Source organism: Chitinolyticbacter albus, assembly GCF_024437655.1.
GTDB classification, from domain to species: Bacteria; Pseudomonadota; Gammaproteobacteria; order Burkholderiales; family Chitinibacteraceae; genus Chitinolyticbacter; species Chitinolyticbacter albus.
Genome location: NZ_JANBVF010000013.1, coordinates 30872 through 45772 on the forward strand (window position 1 = coordinate 30872; position 14901 = coordinate 45772).

Sequence of the window (14901 nt, forward strand, 5' to 3'; positions counted from 1 at the left end):
CGAAGGGGAGGGTCGCTCGTGTGGCGTGCCTATAAGATAGTCCAAACGAGGAGGGTGTGGCGTAGCCGCGCTTGGCGTTTCAGACGCGTGTTCCTCGCTCTATCGTGACGCCTACCCGACCGACTTCGTGCAGGATGCCGAGCTTCGTCACCGAAACCCGGGTCCACGGCGAGCTAAAATCGCTCATGATGACCTGGGCGATATGATCGGCCAGTGCCTCGAGCAGCAGGAAGTGTTTTTCCTCAAGAATCCGACGGATATCGCTGACCACCTTGTCATAATCGATGGTGTCGGTGAGGTTGTCGCTGGTACAGGCACGGGTCGACGGCAGGCCGATTTCGAGGTCGAGCTCGACCACCTGTGGTGCCACCCGCTCCCAGTCGTACCAGCCGATCAGCGTGCGCGCACGCACCTTGTGCAAGAAGATAATGTCCATATTTTCGCCGACGGGCGGGGGCGGGTTTGACGCCGCTTGCGCCAGATGCCTTACAATGCCGAGCACTCGATTGTAGTGGATTTTGCAATGACACCGCTAATCGCCATCGTGGCGGCCTATCTGATCGGATCACTCTCCTTCGCCGTGATCGTGTCGCGCGCCTTGGGCATGGCCGACCCTCGCACTTACGGATCGGGTAATCCCGGGGCGACCAATGTGCTGCGCAGCGGCAACAAGAAAGCCGCGTTGCTGACCTTGCTGGGCGATGCGCTGAAGGGCTGGGTCGCGGTGTTCCTCGCCGTGCAGCTGGCACCGGTGCTGGGCCTGTCGGACGGAGTCATCGCGCTGGTGGCGCTGGCCGCCTTTGTGGGTCACCTGTGGCCGGTGTTTTTCGGCTTCAAGGGCGGCAAGGGCGTGGCCACGGCCGCGGGCATCTTGTTCGCGCTTGACTGGCGCGTGGGCCTGACGGTGCTGGTCGTGTGGCTGGTGATCGCCAAGGGATTCAAGATTTCATCGCTGGCTGCGCTGACCGCCGCCGTGCTGGCGCCCATTCTCACTGCCTGGCTGATGCCGCAGCGCGAGTACCTGTGGGTGACGCTGGTCTTGTCGGCGCTGCTGATCGCCCGGCATCACCAGAACATCCGTGACCTGTTTTCCGGCAAGGAAGGCAAAATCGGCGAGGGGCTGGACGAGGACGGGCCGGCGGGTTAACCGCGCTTGGCGGTATCGCGAACCAGCCGTTGCTTCTCGCGCTGCCATTCGCGATCCTTCTCGGTCTGGCGCTTGTCGTGCTGTTTCTTGCCCTTGGCCAGGCCAATTTCCAGCTTGATACGGCCCTTGATGAAGTGCAGGTTGAGCGCGGCGATGGTGTAGCCCGAGCGCGCGACGAGGCCGGCGAGCTTATCGATCTCGCGCCGATGCAAGAGCAGCTTGCGCGGCCGCACCGGGTCGGTCTTGACGTGGGTCGACGCAGTGGTCAGCGGCGAGATATGCGCGCCCAGCAGCCAGAAGTCGCCGCGGGCGTGGTTGACGTACGATTCCTTCAGCTGCACGCGGCCGGCGCGAATCGATTTCACTTCCCAGCCTTCCAGCACCAAGCCCGCTTCATAGCGCTCTTCGATGAAGTATTCGTGAAAGGCCTTGCGATTGTCGGCGATGGTCATGGTGAATGGGCGAACAGGCAAACCGCGATTGTAACCAGATGGACGCACTTAGTCTTATCCAACAAGGGCAGGGGGAACGATGCGGATGCTCGTGATCTACACCGGAGGCACCATAGGCATGCGCCAGGGTGCCGACGGACTGGCGCCCGAGCCGGGCTGGTTGCGCGGCGAACTGGCGCGCGCGCACCCGGATCTCGATGTGCTCGAATACCCGACGCTGCTCGATTCGAGCAGCATGGGGCCACAGGACTGGGTGCGTATCGCGCACGATATCGTCGCTCACGCAGCTTTATATGACGGTTTCCTGGTCCTGCATGGAACCGACACGCTGGCCTGGACCGCTGCCGCCTTGGCGTACCAGCTGCCAGGCTTGGGCAAGCCGGTCGTGCTCACCGGCGCAATGCGCCCGTGGGGTACGCCGCAGGGCGATGCCGAACGCAACGTGCGCGCTGCACTGGCGCTGCTGGCCGAGGCCGACGCCCCCCCTGTCAGCGTGGTGTTCGCAGATCGCGCCTATTGCGCGACCCGGGTGCGCAAGCTCGATTGCACCTCGGCTCATGCGTTCGATACGCCCAACGCCGCGCCGCTGGGCGAATTCGATGGCGAGGCTTGGCGCGGGGTGGCCACCTTGCCCGTAGCGGACTGCAGAGAGGTGATGCCGCAGCCGTTGGCGACTAAGGCGCGCGTACTGCATCTGGTGCTGGCGCCAGGCGCCCAGCTGGACTGGATTGCTGCGCAACTGGATCGTGACCTGCCGGAGGCGTTGCTGCTGTCCACCTTCGGTAGCGGCAATCTGCCGGCACATCCATGCCTCATGGCGGTGCTCGCCCGCTTGGCAGCGCTGATCCCGGTCGTCAATCTCACACCGTGCCTGCGTGGCAGCGTCGGCATGGGCTTGTATGCCGCAAGCGGTCCGCTGGCAAGGGCCGGCGTCTGGAACGGCGGCGATATGACGCCCGAGGCGGCCTACGTTAAGTTGCACTGGTTGCTGGCGCGCCCCGGCAGCCTCGCCAACTGGCGGACCCGATTTGAGGCGCCGCTTGCTGGAGATCGCACGCCCAAATAGCCGGTGCGATGCGGGCGTGATATAGTCGCGCTCTCTACGGCGGGTCTCCCCGCATGGCTAGAAGGTGAACCTGGTCAGGTCCGGAAGGAAGCAGCCACAGCTTTTGATGCCAGTGCCGGGGGTCGGGCTCGCCACCTCTTCCCTAGCAACGCCGATCCGGATTTTCATCGGGTCGGCGTTGTTTCGTAGTTTTCAAATATTCTTGAAACCCCGGAATGAATGTTGACCCCGGTCAAGGCGCCGGGCGCCCAGGACACGCACTATGGGTTACGCAAGCTGATGCTTCGTGTATCTCCAGTGGTAATTTGAGCGCCGTGCCTCGCACGGCGTCTTTTTTTGCCCGGAAGGGAACCGGCAACGCTGCCTTGTATTCAAAACCGGCCAAGCTGCATAATGCGCCATCTCATTGGTGCCTGGCCTATGAAGTTCCTATTCGATCTCTTCCCCATTCTCGTTTTCTTCGGCGTCTATTTCGCCACCGGCGATCTCTACACCGCGACAGGTGTGGCGATCGCGGCGACTGCGCTACAAGTGGCCTTTTCCTGGTTGCGCTGGCGCAAGGTGGAAATGATGCTGTGGATCAGCTTTGCGCTGATCGCGGTGCTGGGCGGCGCCACGCTGCTGCTGCATGACAAGACCTTCATCCTGTGGAAGCCGACCGCACTGTATTGGGCGTTCGCGCTGGTGCTGGGCGTCGGCAAGCTGTGGAAGGGCCGCGACCTGATCCGTGTGGTCATGGGCCAGCAGCTGTCGTTGCCCGAACCGATCTGGGGCCGGGTGACCTGGGCGTTTGTGGCGTTCTTTGCCGCGATGGGCGTGCTCAATCTTTATGTGGCATACAGCTTCAGCGAAGCGGGTTGGGTCAAGTTCAAGACCTTTGGCACGCTGGGCCTGACGCTGGCCTTCATGGTCGGTATCGGCCTGATGCTGTCCCGCCATCTGCAGGATGAGGACGTCGAAACCAAACCGCTGACGGAAGAGAAATAGCATGCTGTACGCCATCATCGGCAGCGATAAGCCGGACAGCCTGGCCGACCGTCTCGCGCAACGCCCCGCGCACCTGGCACGGCTCGATGCGCTCAAGCAACAAGGCCGCTTGGTACTGGCCGGCCCGTTTCCGGCCGTGGACAGTATCGATCCGGGTCCGGCTGGTTTTTCCGGCAGCCTGATCGTTGCCGAGTTCGAATCGCAGCTTGACGCTCAGGCCTGGGCCGATGCCGATCCCTATCGTTTGGCGGGGGTGTATCAATCGGTCGCCGTCAAGCCATTCAAGCACGTGCTGCCCTGATGGATTTGATCGCCCAAATCCAGGCCAGGCTCGCGGTGCTGGAGCCCGAGTCCATTGATGTACAGGACGACAGTGCTGCTCACGCAGGTCACGCCGGCGCCGCCAGCGGTGGTGGCCACTACGAACTCACCGTGGTGGCGGCGGTGTTTGCCGGTCAGACGGCCTTGGCGCGCCACCGTCGTATCTATAACCTATTGGCCGATCTGATTCCCTCGCGCATTCATGCGCTACAGATCCGGGCTTTGAGCCCGGACGAATTCTGATGTCGAATCTACCAGTTGAACCCCGCACTTCCCCGAGAAAGGATCAAGCAACAATGCGTCAAACCAAGCAAGTAGTAGCTATCGTTTCCCTGGCTCTGGCGGCCACTGGCGCCGTCGCTGCCGTGGCGACCGTCAATGGCGTGACCATTCCGGACAGCCGTGTCGATTTCTTCATCAAGCAAGTGACCGAGCGTGGCCAGAAGGACAGCCCGGAACTGCGCGCCAAGGTGAAGGAAGAACTGGTTCGCAATGAGGTGCTGTCGCAGGAAGCCGCCAAGAAAGGGCTGGAAAAGAACGTTGACGTGAAGACACGCGTCGATCTGGCCCGTCAGCAAGTGCTGGTTGGCGCGCTGATCAACGATTTCGTCAAGGCCAACCCGGTATCGGAAGCCGACCTGAAGAAGGAATACGACCGTATCAAGGTCAACTTCTCGGGCAAGGAATACAAGGCGCGCCATATCCTCGTCGCCGACGAGAAGACCGCTCAGGACGTCGTGGCCGATCTGAAGAAGGGCAAGAAATTCGAGGATATCGCCAAGGAAAAATCCACCGACAAGGGCAGCGGCCAGAACGGCGGCGACCTGGGCTGGGCCAATCCGAACTCCTTCGTGCCGGAATTCGGCAACGCGCTGAAGAGCCTGCAAAAGGGCAAGCTCTCGGAGCCGGTGAAGTCGCAGTTTGGCTGGCACGTCATCAAGCTGGATGACGTGCGCGATGCCAAGGGCCCGACCTTCGACGAAGTGAAGCCGGAACTGCAGCGTGAGTTGCAAGGCCGCAAGGTCCAGGAATACGTGGAAGGCCTGGTCAAGAAGGCCAAGGTCCAGTAAGCACAGGAACCAGCAAAAACGCCCCGCTTCGTGCGGGGCGTTTTTGCTGGTGGCGCATATGCATCCCTACTGGTTGGCGCTGCCGCTCTGGGCCACGGTGCTTGCACTGTGGTGGCCTGGGCGTGCGCTGTTCTGCAGTGCGTTGGCGCTGACGGTAGCGATCGCTGTCGGTTGCGGCTGGCTCGCCTGGTGGGCGCTGCCACTGCTGGGCGCCGGATGGTGGCTACGGCGCCAGCTCGACCAGCAGCCACATTGGCAGTGGCATGCGCTGCTGGTGGTGTGGGTATTGAGCGGCGCACTGCACTGGTGGCCGGGCTTGAACAACCCGCTGCTGCTCGATTCGGTACAGGTCAGCGTACGCAGCATGCCGTACAGCCTCTACGTGAACCTGGACAAGACCATCGTCGGCCTGGCGCTGTTGAGCGGCGCAGCCTGGCGCGTGGCCCGATCCGCCCCGTGGCGTTGGCATCCTGGGCTGATCGCCCTGCCGCTGGTCCTGGCGCTGGTGTTGTGGCTGGCCTGCGCCGCGGGATTGATCGCGCCGGAGCCAGGCTGCCCGCCATGGGCCCCGCTTTGGGCCGCGTGCAATCTGCTGATGACCTGTGTCGCCGAGGAAGCATGTTTCCGCTTTTACCTGCAGCGACAGCTGGCGGGGGCTTGTGGGCAACCCATGCTGGCCGTCATCGTGGCGGGGCTGGCGTTTGGTGTGGCCCATCTCGGCGGTGGTGGCGGTTATGCCGCATTGGCCGCCATCGCAGGCATCTGCTACGGTCTGGCCTATCAGTGGAGCGGACGGCTGGAGGCGGCCATTGTCCTGCACTTTCTGTTCAACGCCGCCCACCTCTGCGGCTTCACTTATCCGTTGCTGCGGCCTTGAGCTTGTTTTGCTCGTAGCGCCAACGATGGCCGATGTTGACGTCGCCCAGCTGGGCGTCGGTCAGCTCGGGCAAGCCTTGCTCGACGGCGTGTTTGCGTATTGCCGCCAGGCAGTCGGCGGCCGTCATCGCGGTATCGCCTTCGAACAATACCTTGCCGCATTCGCCGACCACGGCGAGGAATACCGGGGGTGGGCTGTCGAGCAGGGGGTTGGGCGCGGCCGGTTCCGGCAAAGTGCTTTGCGCGGCGCTATTCTGTGTCTGTGACTGGTGCGGATCCGGTGTGGGCTCGCAGGCGCTCAGTAGCAGCGCGGCGAGCAGGGTGGCAGCTAAGCCTATGGTTTTCATGACTCCTCCCGATTTTTGTGTGGTATAGGCGCGCTTCGGGCACGCGATGGCAATTGTACCGTGTTGGCTGCAGCTGCTTGCATCCGCTTGTGCACCGGTCAGCGGCGGAGCGGCTTGGGGCTGTTCGGGCAGGGCGGAGCGCCAGATGTCGCGGCGCATCCGCGGGCATTACGATTTGTGCCAGCCATCGCCAGCGGATTATCCTGCAGTGCAAAATCATGATTCGGATCACCGGACAACGTGCCGCATAACCTCGTTCACCGTGCCAGAGAGTTTTATCGCGAGAACCGCCTTGCCTGGCGCATGGTTGCGGCGGTCATCGCGGTCAGCCTGCTGGTGACCGCATCGCTGACCATCATCCTGGTGCGCATCGAATACCAGCGCAGTCTGGCCCGGCTGGAAGCGGATCTCGATCGACTGTCCAGCAGCGTGCGCCCGCAATTGGCCGTCAATCTGTGGCTGGTGAACAGCGAAGCGGTGCGCACCCAGCTCAATTCGCTGCTGCAGACCAAGGTGGTCGGCTGGGCCGAGCTTGTTGAGCCCGACGGGACTCGCTACGAAGTGGGTCACCTGCCAGATTCGCGCTCCACCATGATCCGCAAACGCTATACGGTCGAGTATGAACACCCGCTGACGCACAAGAACGTGCCGCTGGGCGAGCTGGAGCTCGTCAATACGCTCGACGGCCTGCAGGCGCAGCTTGCGTCACAGCTGGGACGCATGCTGCTGCTGCTGGGCTCGGGCATGATGACGGCGGGCCTTGCCTTTCTCTGGCTCTATCACCGCTTGATCGCGCGCCACCTCAGCCATATTGCCGATTACACGCGGCGCTTCAATTACGAACGCCTGACTGCGCCGCTGGTGCTGGCGCGCGAGCGAGCGGGGCAGGACGAACTGCAGACGCTGACCGATGCCATCAATACCATGCGGCGCAACCTGCAGATCGGCAATGCCCAGCGCGACGAGGCGCAGCAGGCGATGCTGCGCGAGAAAGAGCTCGCCGAAGTCACGCTGCGTTCCGTGGCGGATGCCATCCTCACCACGACCTCTGATGGCCGGGTGAAGCTGCTCAATACCGCTGCGGAAAAACTGATAGGCTGGACCTTCGCCGAGGCGCGTGGCCGGCCGATCACCGAGATCGTGGTGACGCTCGACGATACCGGCGAGGCCGATTTCGCCTCGTTGCTGCACTTGGCGCAAACGGGCGCCTTGCCACCGGGCGCGGTCAAGACCACGATCAGCAACCGGCACGGCGAGCACTATCGGGTCGAGATGGCCATCGTGCCCATTGGCGAAGTCGGCGGCAGCATGGGTTACGTGGTGGCGCTGCACGACATCAGCGCCGCGGAGGCGCTCACTGCACGTCTGGCCTACCAGGCCATGCACGACGAACTCACTGGTTTGACCAACCGCCGCGGCTTCATGGCGGCGCTGGCCACCGCGCGCGATTTGGTGCAGGAGTACGACGAGGCGCGGGTGGTGATGCAGCTCGATCTCGATCAGTTCAAGTTGGTCAACGATACCTGCGGCCACCAGGCGGGCGACGAACTGCTGCGTCAGCTGGCGCAGAAATTCCGCGAGACGCTACCCGAAGGCGTGCAGGTGGGGCGCCTCGGTGGCGACGAATTCGGCATCCTGGTCGAGAACGCCAACGAGGCCTATGCGCAGCAGCTGGCGCAGAGTGTGCTGCTGGCGCTCGAGCAATACCGTTTTGTTTGGGGCGACCGTCCCTTCGTGGTTACGGGCTCCATGGGGCTCGTGCGCATGGATCGCGAAATGTGTGCGCCGCAGGACGTGATGAGCCGGGCCGACGTCGCCTGTTACGCCGCCAAGGAAGCCGGGCGCAACCGCTTTGCCTGGTACCAAGGGGCGGCCGAGAACCTGGAGGGACGCCACAACGAGCTGCAACTGCTCGCGACGCTGCGCCAGGCCGCCGAACAGGACTGGTTCCGGCTCTATTTCCAGCCCATCGTGCCGGCGGAGGGGGGCGGGGGCGAGCCGCACTACGAGGTCTTGCTGCGGCTGGTGGACGAGGAGGGGCGCGTGGTTCCGCCGGGCGCCTTCATTCCGGCGGCCGAGCGCTATGACCTGATGGCGACCATCGATCGCTGGGTGATCGCGCATGCCATCGAGGTGCTGCAGGACTGTCCAGCCAGCACCATGCTGTCGGTCAACCTGTCGAGCAAGTCGCTAAACCACCAGACACTGAATTTCGTGCTGGAGCGGCTCGATCGTTCCGGTATCGCGGCCCAGCGCATCTGCTTCGAAATCACCGAAACCAGCGCCATTGCCAACATCCAGGAATCGACGCAGTTCATCGATGCCTTGCGCGCGCGCGGCTGCCGTTTTGCGCTCGACGATTTCGGCAGTGGCTTCTCGTCGTTCACCTACCTCAAGAACCTGCCGGTCGACTACCTCAAGATCGATGGCAGCCTGATCCGGGATGTGGTCGACGACGATGTCAGCCGGCAGATGGTGATCGCGGTGAACGAGATTGCCCACGCCATGGGACGCAAGACCATCGCCGAGTATGTCGAGAGCAAGGCCATCGTGATGGTGCTGCACGAAATCGGCGTGGACTACCTGCAGGGCTACCACATCGGCATGCCGAGCCCCGAGCTACTGGAGTGAGCGGATGTGGGCGTAACATCGAGGCCGGGGTGACCCGGCCTTGATGCTTGCAGAGCGTGGCTTCAGTTCAGCTTCTTCCAGCCCGCGGTGCGGGTGTTGTAGAAGCCGGATTCCGTATAGGCCTGCGCCAGTACGCCGCGCTGACGCAGGATGACGAGCCCTTTTTCCAGTGCCTTGGCCACTTCGGCGCCGTGCGGGGCGAGACGGCTGACGAACAGATGGCGCGAGCCCTGCAGCCCCACCTTGACGTTAGGGATGGGCAAAAAGCGTACGTTGCCGATCTGCAAGGCCATGTCCGGTGTCGGCTGGAACGGCGCCAGCAGCACGTCGGCGCGGCGCTTGGACACCATGCCGACCATCGATTCCCAGCTCTGCGTGAGCAGCACATTGGCCATGCCCAGGCCCTGCAACGTGGCCACGTCCGGCCGCCAGCTCTCGGCAACCACGGCGGTGAGCTTGCGGACCTTGGCGAGGTCGTTTGCAGCCAGCGCCTTGGCGTTGCCGGCAGAGGTGTACAGCCCGGCTTCGAACTCGCCCTGGGCGATCAGCGGCGGGCTGATGTAGACCTTGTCCTTGATGGCGCCAAGATCGATCAGCCATGCCGTGTTGCCGCCCAGCGTGGCGCTGCCGGACGTGATCTCGCGCAGGTAGCGGCTGTAGGAATCACTGCTGTGATCGACCTTGACGAGTTTCACCGGGCGCTTCAAGCCACCGAGCTGCAGCGCCTGCTGCGTCAGCACCACTTCGATCACGTCGCGACGCGCTCCTTCGCCGGAGAACTGCGTCAAGGTGAGCGGATCGCGGTTGCCGATGAAGCGTTGGTAATCGTTGTAGACGTCCTGCTGGGTGAGGATGGTGACGGCCTCATCGGGCGCGGCGAGGGTGAGCTGTGCCGCTGCGCCCAGCGCCAAGGCGAGCACGCTGCGACGGATCATATCGACCTGATTCATGGGGGCGACTCCTCCGGTATCTTGTATGCGCATCATGGTCGCTTCGCTGTAAGCTGACAATCCGTTTTACGCACCATAGTGACCACCTATGGAGCATATGAAGTTTCCTTATTGGACGCGGCCGGCGCGACTGTTTATCTTTGTCGCGGCTTATTGATCCGGCAGGCCAGCCGCCCGCCGACGTCTTCCCAATCGCCCGTCTCAAGGAGATCACCATGGCTGTGCTCGTTGGCAAACCCGCTCCCGAATTCACCACCGCTGCCGTACTTGGCAACGGTCAGATCGTCGAAAAATTCAACTTCAACGATGCGATCAAAGGCAAGTACGCCGTCCTGTTCTTCTACCCGCTGGACTTCACCTTCGTGTGCCCGTCCGAGCTGATCGCGTTCGACAACCGCCTCGAAGAGTTCAAGAAGCGCAACGTCGAAGTGATCGGCGTGTCGATCGACAGCGAATTCACCCACAGCGCCTGGCGCAACACCCCGGTCGAGAAGGGGGGTATCGGCCAGGTTGGCTACACGCTGGTCGCTGACGTGAAGCACGAAGTTGCCAAGGCCTACGACGTGGAATCGGTCGCTGGCGTCGCCTTCCGCGGCACCTTCCTGATCGACAAGGCCGGTGTCGTGCGTCACCAGCTGGTGAACGATCTGCCGCTGGGCCGCAACGTTGACGAAACGCTGCGTACCATCGACGCGCTGCAGTTCCACGAAGAGCACGGTGAAGTCTGCCCGGCCGGCTGGAACAAGGGTAAGAAGGGCATGAAGGCCGACGCTCAAGGCGTGGCCGACTACCTGGCGACCGAAGCGGCCACGCTGTAATCGGCAGTCGCTGTTGGCAGTTGCAACAAAGAACCGCCCTCGGGGCGGTTTTTTGTTGGGCGCTGTGCCCGCGAAACAACAGGGAACAGACCCAAGGCGCGCGCAGCCCGTACAATGGCGGCCTGATCATTCCATCGTTTTCGCATGTCCCTGCATCAGATTGCCGCGCCCAAAGAGGGCATCAGCCCGTTAACCTGGTACGACAGCCTCACCGGCACCCCCGGCTTTATCCGCGACGAGGCCCAGGCCGCCGCCATCGCCAGCCTGGATGCGCTGTGGCAGGCGCTGGTCGAGTTCAAGCGCAAGCGCAATCGCTGGTTTGGCCGCACGCTGCTGCCACAACCCGAGCTGCCACGCGGGCTCTACCTGTGGGGGGGCGTCGGACGCGGCAAGAGCTTTTTGATGGATGCCTTCTACGCGGGGCTGCCGTACCGGCGCAAGAAACGGCTGCATTTCCACCAGTTCATGCACGAGGTGCACGCGGAGCTGCGCCTGCTGCAAGGCGCGAGCGATCCCTTGGTGAAGCTGGCGGAGCGCTGGTCGCGCCAGGTGCGCGTGCTGTGCTTCGACGAATTCCATGTGTCGGATATCGCCGATGCCATGATGCTGCGGCGTCTGCTGGAGCAGTTGTTCGCCCGCGGCGTGGTGATGGTCGCGACCAGCAACTACGCGCCGGACCACCTTTATCCGAACGGTCTGCAGCGTGCCAATTTCCTGCCAGCGATCGAGCTCATCAAGGAGAGGCTGGCCATACTCAATGTCGATGGCGGCATCGACTACCGCATGCGTACTCTGACTGCCGCGCGCACCTACCTGATGCCGCACGATACGGCCGCCGAGCGCGAGCTCTCGGCCTTGTTCGACGCCATCGCGACCGGCCGTGCGCTGGATAGGACGCTGCAGGTGGAGGGGCGCAAGATCAAGGCACAACGCCATGCGCCCGGTGTGGTCTGGTTCGATTTCGCCACGCTGTGCGGCGATGGCCGGGGTCAGGCCGATTATTTGCAACTGGCCCGCGAATACCACACGGTGATCGTATCCAATATTTCGCAGCTGAAGGCCGCCCAGTCCAACCTGGCGCGGCGTTTCACCTGGCTGGTAGATGTGTTCTACGATCATCGCGTCAAGCTGATCCTCTCCGCCGCCGTGCCGGTTGATGTGCTGTACGTCGAAGGCCCGCAGGCGGGTGAATTCTTTCGTACCGCCAGCCGGCTCACCGAAATGCAGAGCCACGAATACCTGGCGCTGCCGCACCAGTCGGTTGAACAAAGCCTCGCCGGGATTTCGGAGACCTGATCCGTGAGCCACATGCGCGCGATCACCCACGCCGAAGGCCGCCTACGGTTGTCCGAGATCGAGCAGCCGCTGCCTGGGCCAGGTCAGTTGCTGGTGCGCGTGCGTGCGGCGGGGGTGAATCGCGCCGATTTGATGCAGGCGGCGGGCCGCTATCCGCAGCCGCCAGGTGAATCGGACATCCTCGGTTTGGAGATCGCGGGTGATGTGGCTGCGGTGGGCGAGGGCGTCAGCGACTTTGCGCTCGGCGATGCGGTGTTCGGCCTCGTCGCCGGTGGCGGCTACGCCGAGTACTGCCTGCTCGACGCCCGGCTCGCCGTCGCCAAGCCGCCACAGCTGGCTTATGCCGAGGCCGCCAGCCTGCCCGAGGCATGGCTGACCGTCTGGCTCAATCTGGTCGAAATCGGTGGCCTGCGGCCCGGGCAGCGCGTGCTGATCCACGCCGGTGCCAGCGGCGTCGGCGCCGCGGCGATCCAGCTTGCCCGCGCGCTTGGGGCGTCCGTGGCGGTGACGGCGGGCGGGGCGGAAAAATGCGAATGGTGCCGATCGCTCGGCGCCGAGTTGGCAATCGATTACCACAGTGGCGATTTCTCCACCGAGGTCAAAGCCTGGGGTGGCGCTGACCTGATTCTTGATACCGTCGGCGGCGACTATCTGCCGCGTAACCAGGCGTGCCTGAATCGCGATGGTGCCATCGTGCTGATCGGCCTGTTGCGTGGGACCGAGGCACAGGCCAATCTCGGGCTGCTGTTGGTGAAGCGCCAGCGGCTGATCGGCTCGACGCTGCGCGCCTTGTCGGTGGAGCGCAAGGCCGCGCTCTCTGCCGCGCTATGGCCGTGGCTGCTGCCGCGCCTGGCGACGGACCAGATCCGGCTGACGCTGGATCGGGATTTCGCGCTGGCCGATGCAGCCAGCGCGCATGCCTGGCTCGCGGCAGGCAATAACAAGGGCAAGTTGGTGTTGCGCGGCTGAAAGCCTAATCGTCGTCGACCACGGCCTCTGCCGCGTCAAGCCCCAGCGCTTCGGCCTCGGTCACCGCACGACTGCGTGCCGGGCGGCGTTGCCGGACTGCAGCACTCAACGCAAGCGCCGCACTACATGTGATGACCACGATAAGGAGCGTGAGCAGCCAGCCCGGCAACCCGTGGCCCAGCAGCAGAACGAGTGTCGTGGCGAACAGCAGGATGCCGGCCGGATAGCGGAACCCCGAGTGCGTGCGCTCGCTCATGTCCGGTCCTGGGTATTGGGGCGCTGGGCTGGGGCGAGGTAGAAGTCGCCGGGTTTCACCAGCTTGGGGTGGTCAGGGTCGGCTTCGTAGTTCGGGCTCATGATCTGTACGCCGTATTCGTTGAACGCATCCTGCAGATGGCCGTGCAGCTCGTCGAGGATCTCGATGCGGCGGCGTGGTTCGGCCAGTGCCACGCGCAGGTTGTATTCCACGTAGAAGTCGGACAGCGCGGTCTGGAACACGACCGGGACGGGCGTGGGCAGGATGCCGGTGGTGCGCTTGGCGCCTTCCAGCATCAGCGCCTCGACCTGGCGCCACGGCGTGTCGTAGCCGATGGTCATCACCACCGAGACGATGACGCCGCCGCCGGTAGCGAGCCGGCTGTAGTTCTTTACGTTCTGGCTGACCAGTACCGAATTGGGAATGCTGATTTCCTCGCGCAGATTGGTATGGACCTTGGTGGCGAACAGCCCGATTTCGGCGACCGTGCCTTCGTGGTCGGCGATTTTGACGTACTCGCCCACCTTGAGCGAGCGGCTGTAGATCAGGATCAGCCCACTGGCGAACTGGCCGACCACGCTGGACGCGCCCAGCGACACCATCAGCCCGACCATGACCGACAAGCCCTTGAACGCCTCGGTGTTGGCTCCTGGCAGGTAGGGGTAGATCATCGCCAGCGCGATCAGCCAGGAGAGGCAGACCAAGAGGCGGCGGGTGGTCGAGGCGGTGTCGGCGTCGAACCAATCGATCTGCAATTGGCCGGTTTCGATGCGGCGGAAGGTGAAGTTGATGCTGCGGGTGATCCAGCGCGTGAGCAGCACGATGAATACCGCGATGGCAAGGCCCGGTAGGGCGCTGAGCGCCGCCTGCAGCACTCCGCCGAGGAAGTCCAGCACGCGCCGGTCCAGCTGCTCCGACCAGATCCGCGTGTACGGGAACTGCCCCAGCACGAATGAAACCCAGGTGTAGCTCAGCAGCAGCATCACCGGCCACATCAGCACGATGCCCAGCCAGTGCAGCGTCTGCCGCACCACGCCCGGCGTCACCTTGAACGGACCGGCAGCGAACTTGCGCGATGCGCCCAAGAGCAGAATCAAGGCACGCTGCCGCCACCAGCGCCAGCCACGGGCCAGCAGCAGAAAGGCAAAACCGGCTACCAGCGTGGCGAGCACGGCGCGCGCCGCGGCCCAGGCATAGTCAGTCGGTTCGCGGAAGGCCTGTGCATCGGCGATGGCGGACAACAAGGCCGTTTGGGCGCGCCTGGCCGCCGCTTCCAGGGTATCTCCGGCTAGCGTGTTCACGTCCTGCGGCAAGATGGTGAACAGCATGGCGTTGTCGTACATGACTACCGCGCCCTGGGTATCGACGCGGTAGCGCAGCTGCGCTGGTGAGGCGTCGCGCAACAGCCCTTCGATCCGCTGCTCGGCCGCCCGGGCGCGCTGGAGCGGGGTGTAGCCGAACAGCGAGGCGCGCAAGGTGGCGACCTCCCGATTCAGCACCATGATCTGCGCGGGCGCGTTGGTGCCAGGCACGGGCGTGACTTCTTCCGCCTGCACGGTGGCCAGGCAGAACGTGAGGACAAACAGCAACAGGACGAGAGGCTTTTTCATGGGGATTCGGGCAGCTGGGGTGTAGTCGGTTTGGCTGGCCAAACGCCCGAAGTCAAGGCCGGGTCAAAGATCCACCTTGCGGTATGCCGCAATAGAGACAGGCAT

17 protein-coding genes and 1 other RNA gene are annotated in these 14901 nt (G+C 63.7%); 12 read left to right on the forward strand and 6 right to left on the reverse strand.

Annotated elements, in window-relative coordinates:
* Positions 1-79 precede the first annotated feature (79 nt).
* On the reverse strand, positions 80-436 hold the full coding sequence (locus NLI84_RS09245; RefSeq protein WP_255989793.1) for a dihydroneopterin aldolase: 357 nt from the start codon (positions 434-436) through the stop codon (positions 80-82).
* A gap of 87 nt (positions 437-523) precedes the next feature.
* Here NLI84_RS09245 and plsY point away from each other — a divergent pair, with 87 nt between their 5' ends.
* Positions 524-1147 (forward strand): glycerol-3-phosphate 1-O-acyltransferase PlsY, encoded by a 624-nt coding sequence (gene plsY / locus NLI84_RS09250; RefSeq protein WP_255989794.1) that lies wholly within the window; start codon positions 524-526, stop codon positions 1145-1147.
* On the opposite strand, the gene smpB is transcribed toward plsY, so the two are convergent.
* The gene (gene smpB, locus NLI84_RS09255; RefSeq protein WP_255989796.1) at positions 1144-1599 is read right to left on the reverse strand and encodes an SsrA-binding protein SmpB; all 456 of its coding nucleotides are present in this window, start codon (positions 1597-1599) and stop codon (positions 1144-1146) included. The genes plsY and smpB overlap by 4 nt on opposite strands.
* Positions 1600-1678: 79 nt before the next feature.
* On the opposite strand from smpB, the gene NLI84_RS09260 reads away from it, so the two are divergent.
* The 7 genes from NLI84_RS09260 to NLI84_RS09290 all read left to right on the forward strand — a co-directional run bounded on the left by NLI84_RS09260 (position 1679) and on the right by NLI84_RS09290 (position 5920).
* Complete coding sequence (locus tag NLI84_RS09260; RefSeq protein ID WP_255989797.1) at positions 1679-2665, forward strand: asparaginase domain-containing protein; 987 nt, start codon at positions 1679-1681, stop codon at positions 2663-2665.
* A gap of 38 nt (positions 2666-2703) precedes the next feature.
* Positions 2704-2801: signal recognition particle sRNA small type (gene ffs, locus NLI84_RS09265), an RNA gene on the forward strand.
* 284 nt (positions 2802-3085) lie between these two features.
* Positions 3086-3652: a septation protein A gene (locus NLI84_RS09270; RefSeq protein ID WP_255989798.1), complete on the forward strand. Its 567-nt coding sequence runs from the start codon at positions 3086-3088 to the stop codon at positions 3650-3652.
* 1 nt (position 3653) lies between these two features.
* On the forward strand, positions 3654-3953 hold the full coding sequence (locus tag NLI84_RS09275; RefSeq protein WP_255989800.1) for a YciI family protein: 300 nt from the start codon (positions 3654-3656) through the stop codon (positions 3951-3953).
* Positions 3953-4216 carry a BolA family protein gene (locus tag NLI84_RS09280; RefSeq protein WP_255989802.1) on the forward strand — a complete coding sequence of 88 codons (264 nt, stop codon included), beginning with the start codon at positions 3953-3955 and terminating at the stop codon, positions 4214-4216. The genes NLI84_RS09275 and NLI84_RS09280 overlap by 1 nt, the downstream gene beginning before the upstream one ends.
* Before the next feature lie 53 nt (positions 4217-4269).
* Positions 4270-5043 carry a peptidylprolyl isomerase gene (locus NLI84_RS09285; protein WP_255989803.1) on the forward strand — a complete coding sequence of 258 codons (774 nt, stop codon included), beginning with the start codon at positions 4270-4272 and terminating at the stop codon, positions 5041-5043.
* A gap of 58 nt (positions 5044-5101) precedes the next feature.
* Positions 5102-5920 carry a CPBP family intramembrane glutamic endopeptidase gene (locus NLI84_RS09290; RefSeq protein ID WP_255989804.1) on the forward strand — a complete coding sequence of 273 codons (819 nt, stop codon included), beginning with the start codon at positions 5102-5104 and terminating at the stop codon, positions 5918-5920.
* On the opposite strand, the gene NLI84_RS09295 is transcribed toward NLI84_RS09290, so the two are convergent.
* Positions 5895-6266 (reverse strand): hypothetical protein, encoded by a 372-nt coding sequence (locus NLI84_RS09295; protein WP_255989806.1) that lies wholly within the window; start codon positions 6264-6266, stop codon positions 5895-5897. The genes NLI84_RS09290 and NLI84_RS09295 overlap by 26 nt on opposite strands.
* Before the next feature lie 240 nt (positions 6267-6506).
* Between NLI84_RS09295 and NLI84_RS09300 the strand changes: the two genes are divergently transcribed.
* Positions 6507-8897, forward strand: coding sequence for an EAL domain-containing protein (locus NLI84_RS09300; protein WP_255989807.1), 2391 nt, complete (start codon positions 6507-6509; stop codon positions 8895-8897).
* A 62-nt stretch (positions 8898-8959) separates the two neighbouring features.
* Here NLI84_RS09300 and NLI84_RS09305 read toward each other — a convergent pair whose 3' ends face one another.
* Positions 8960-9847 carry a hypothetical protein gene (locus tag NLI84_RS09305; protein ID WP_255989808.1) on the reverse strand — a complete coding sequence of 296 codons (888 nt, stop codon included), beginning with the start codon at positions 9845-9847 and terminating at the stop codon, positions 8960-8962.
* 215 nt (positions 9848-10062) lie between these two features.
* Between NLI84_RS09305 and NLI84_RS09310 the strand changes: the two genes are divergently transcribed.
* From NLI84_RS09310 to NLI84_RS09320, 3 genes are all read left to right on the forward strand, one after another.
* Positions 10063-10665 carry a peroxiredoxin gene (locus NLI84_RS09310; RefSeq protein WP_255989810.1) on the forward strand — a complete coding sequence of 201 codons (603 nt, stop codon included), beginning with the start codon at positions 10063-10065 and terminating at the stop codon, positions 10663-10665.
* 144 nt (positions 10666-10809) lie between these two features.
* A complete protein-coding gene (gene zapE / locus NLI84_RS09315; protein WP_255989812.1) occupies positions 10810-11961 on the forward strand; it encodes a cell division protein ZapE in 1152 nt (383 codons plus the stop codon).
* Between the two features lie 12 nt (positions 11962-11973).
* The gene (locus tag NLI84_RS09320; RefSeq protein ID WP_255989929.1) at positions 11974-12930 is read left to right on the forward strand and encodes an NAD(P)H-quinone oxidoreductase; all 957 of its coding nucleotides are present in this window, start codon (positions 11974-11976) and stop codon (positions 12928-12930) included.
* 4 nt (positions 12931-12934) lie between these two features.
* On the opposite strand, the gene NLI84_RS09325 is transcribed toward NLI84_RS09320, so the two are convergent.
* Both NLI84_RS09325 and NLI84_RS09330 read right to left on the reverse strand, forming a co-directional pair.
* On the reverse strand, positions 12935-13186 hold the full coding sequence (locus tag NLI84_RS09325) for a hypothetical protein (RefSeq protein WP_255989813.1): 252 nt from the start codon (positions 13184-13186) through the stop codon (positions 12935-12937).
* Positions 13183-14796: a mechanosensitive ion channel family protein gene (locus tag NLI84_RS09330; protein WP_255989814.1), complete on the reverse strand. Its 1614-nt coding sequence runs from the start codon at positions 14794-14796 to the stop codon at positions 13183-13185. Before NLI84_RS09330 ends, NLI84_RS09325 begins: the two co-directional genes overlap by 4 nt.
* Positions 14797-14901 lie beyond the last annotated feature (105 nt).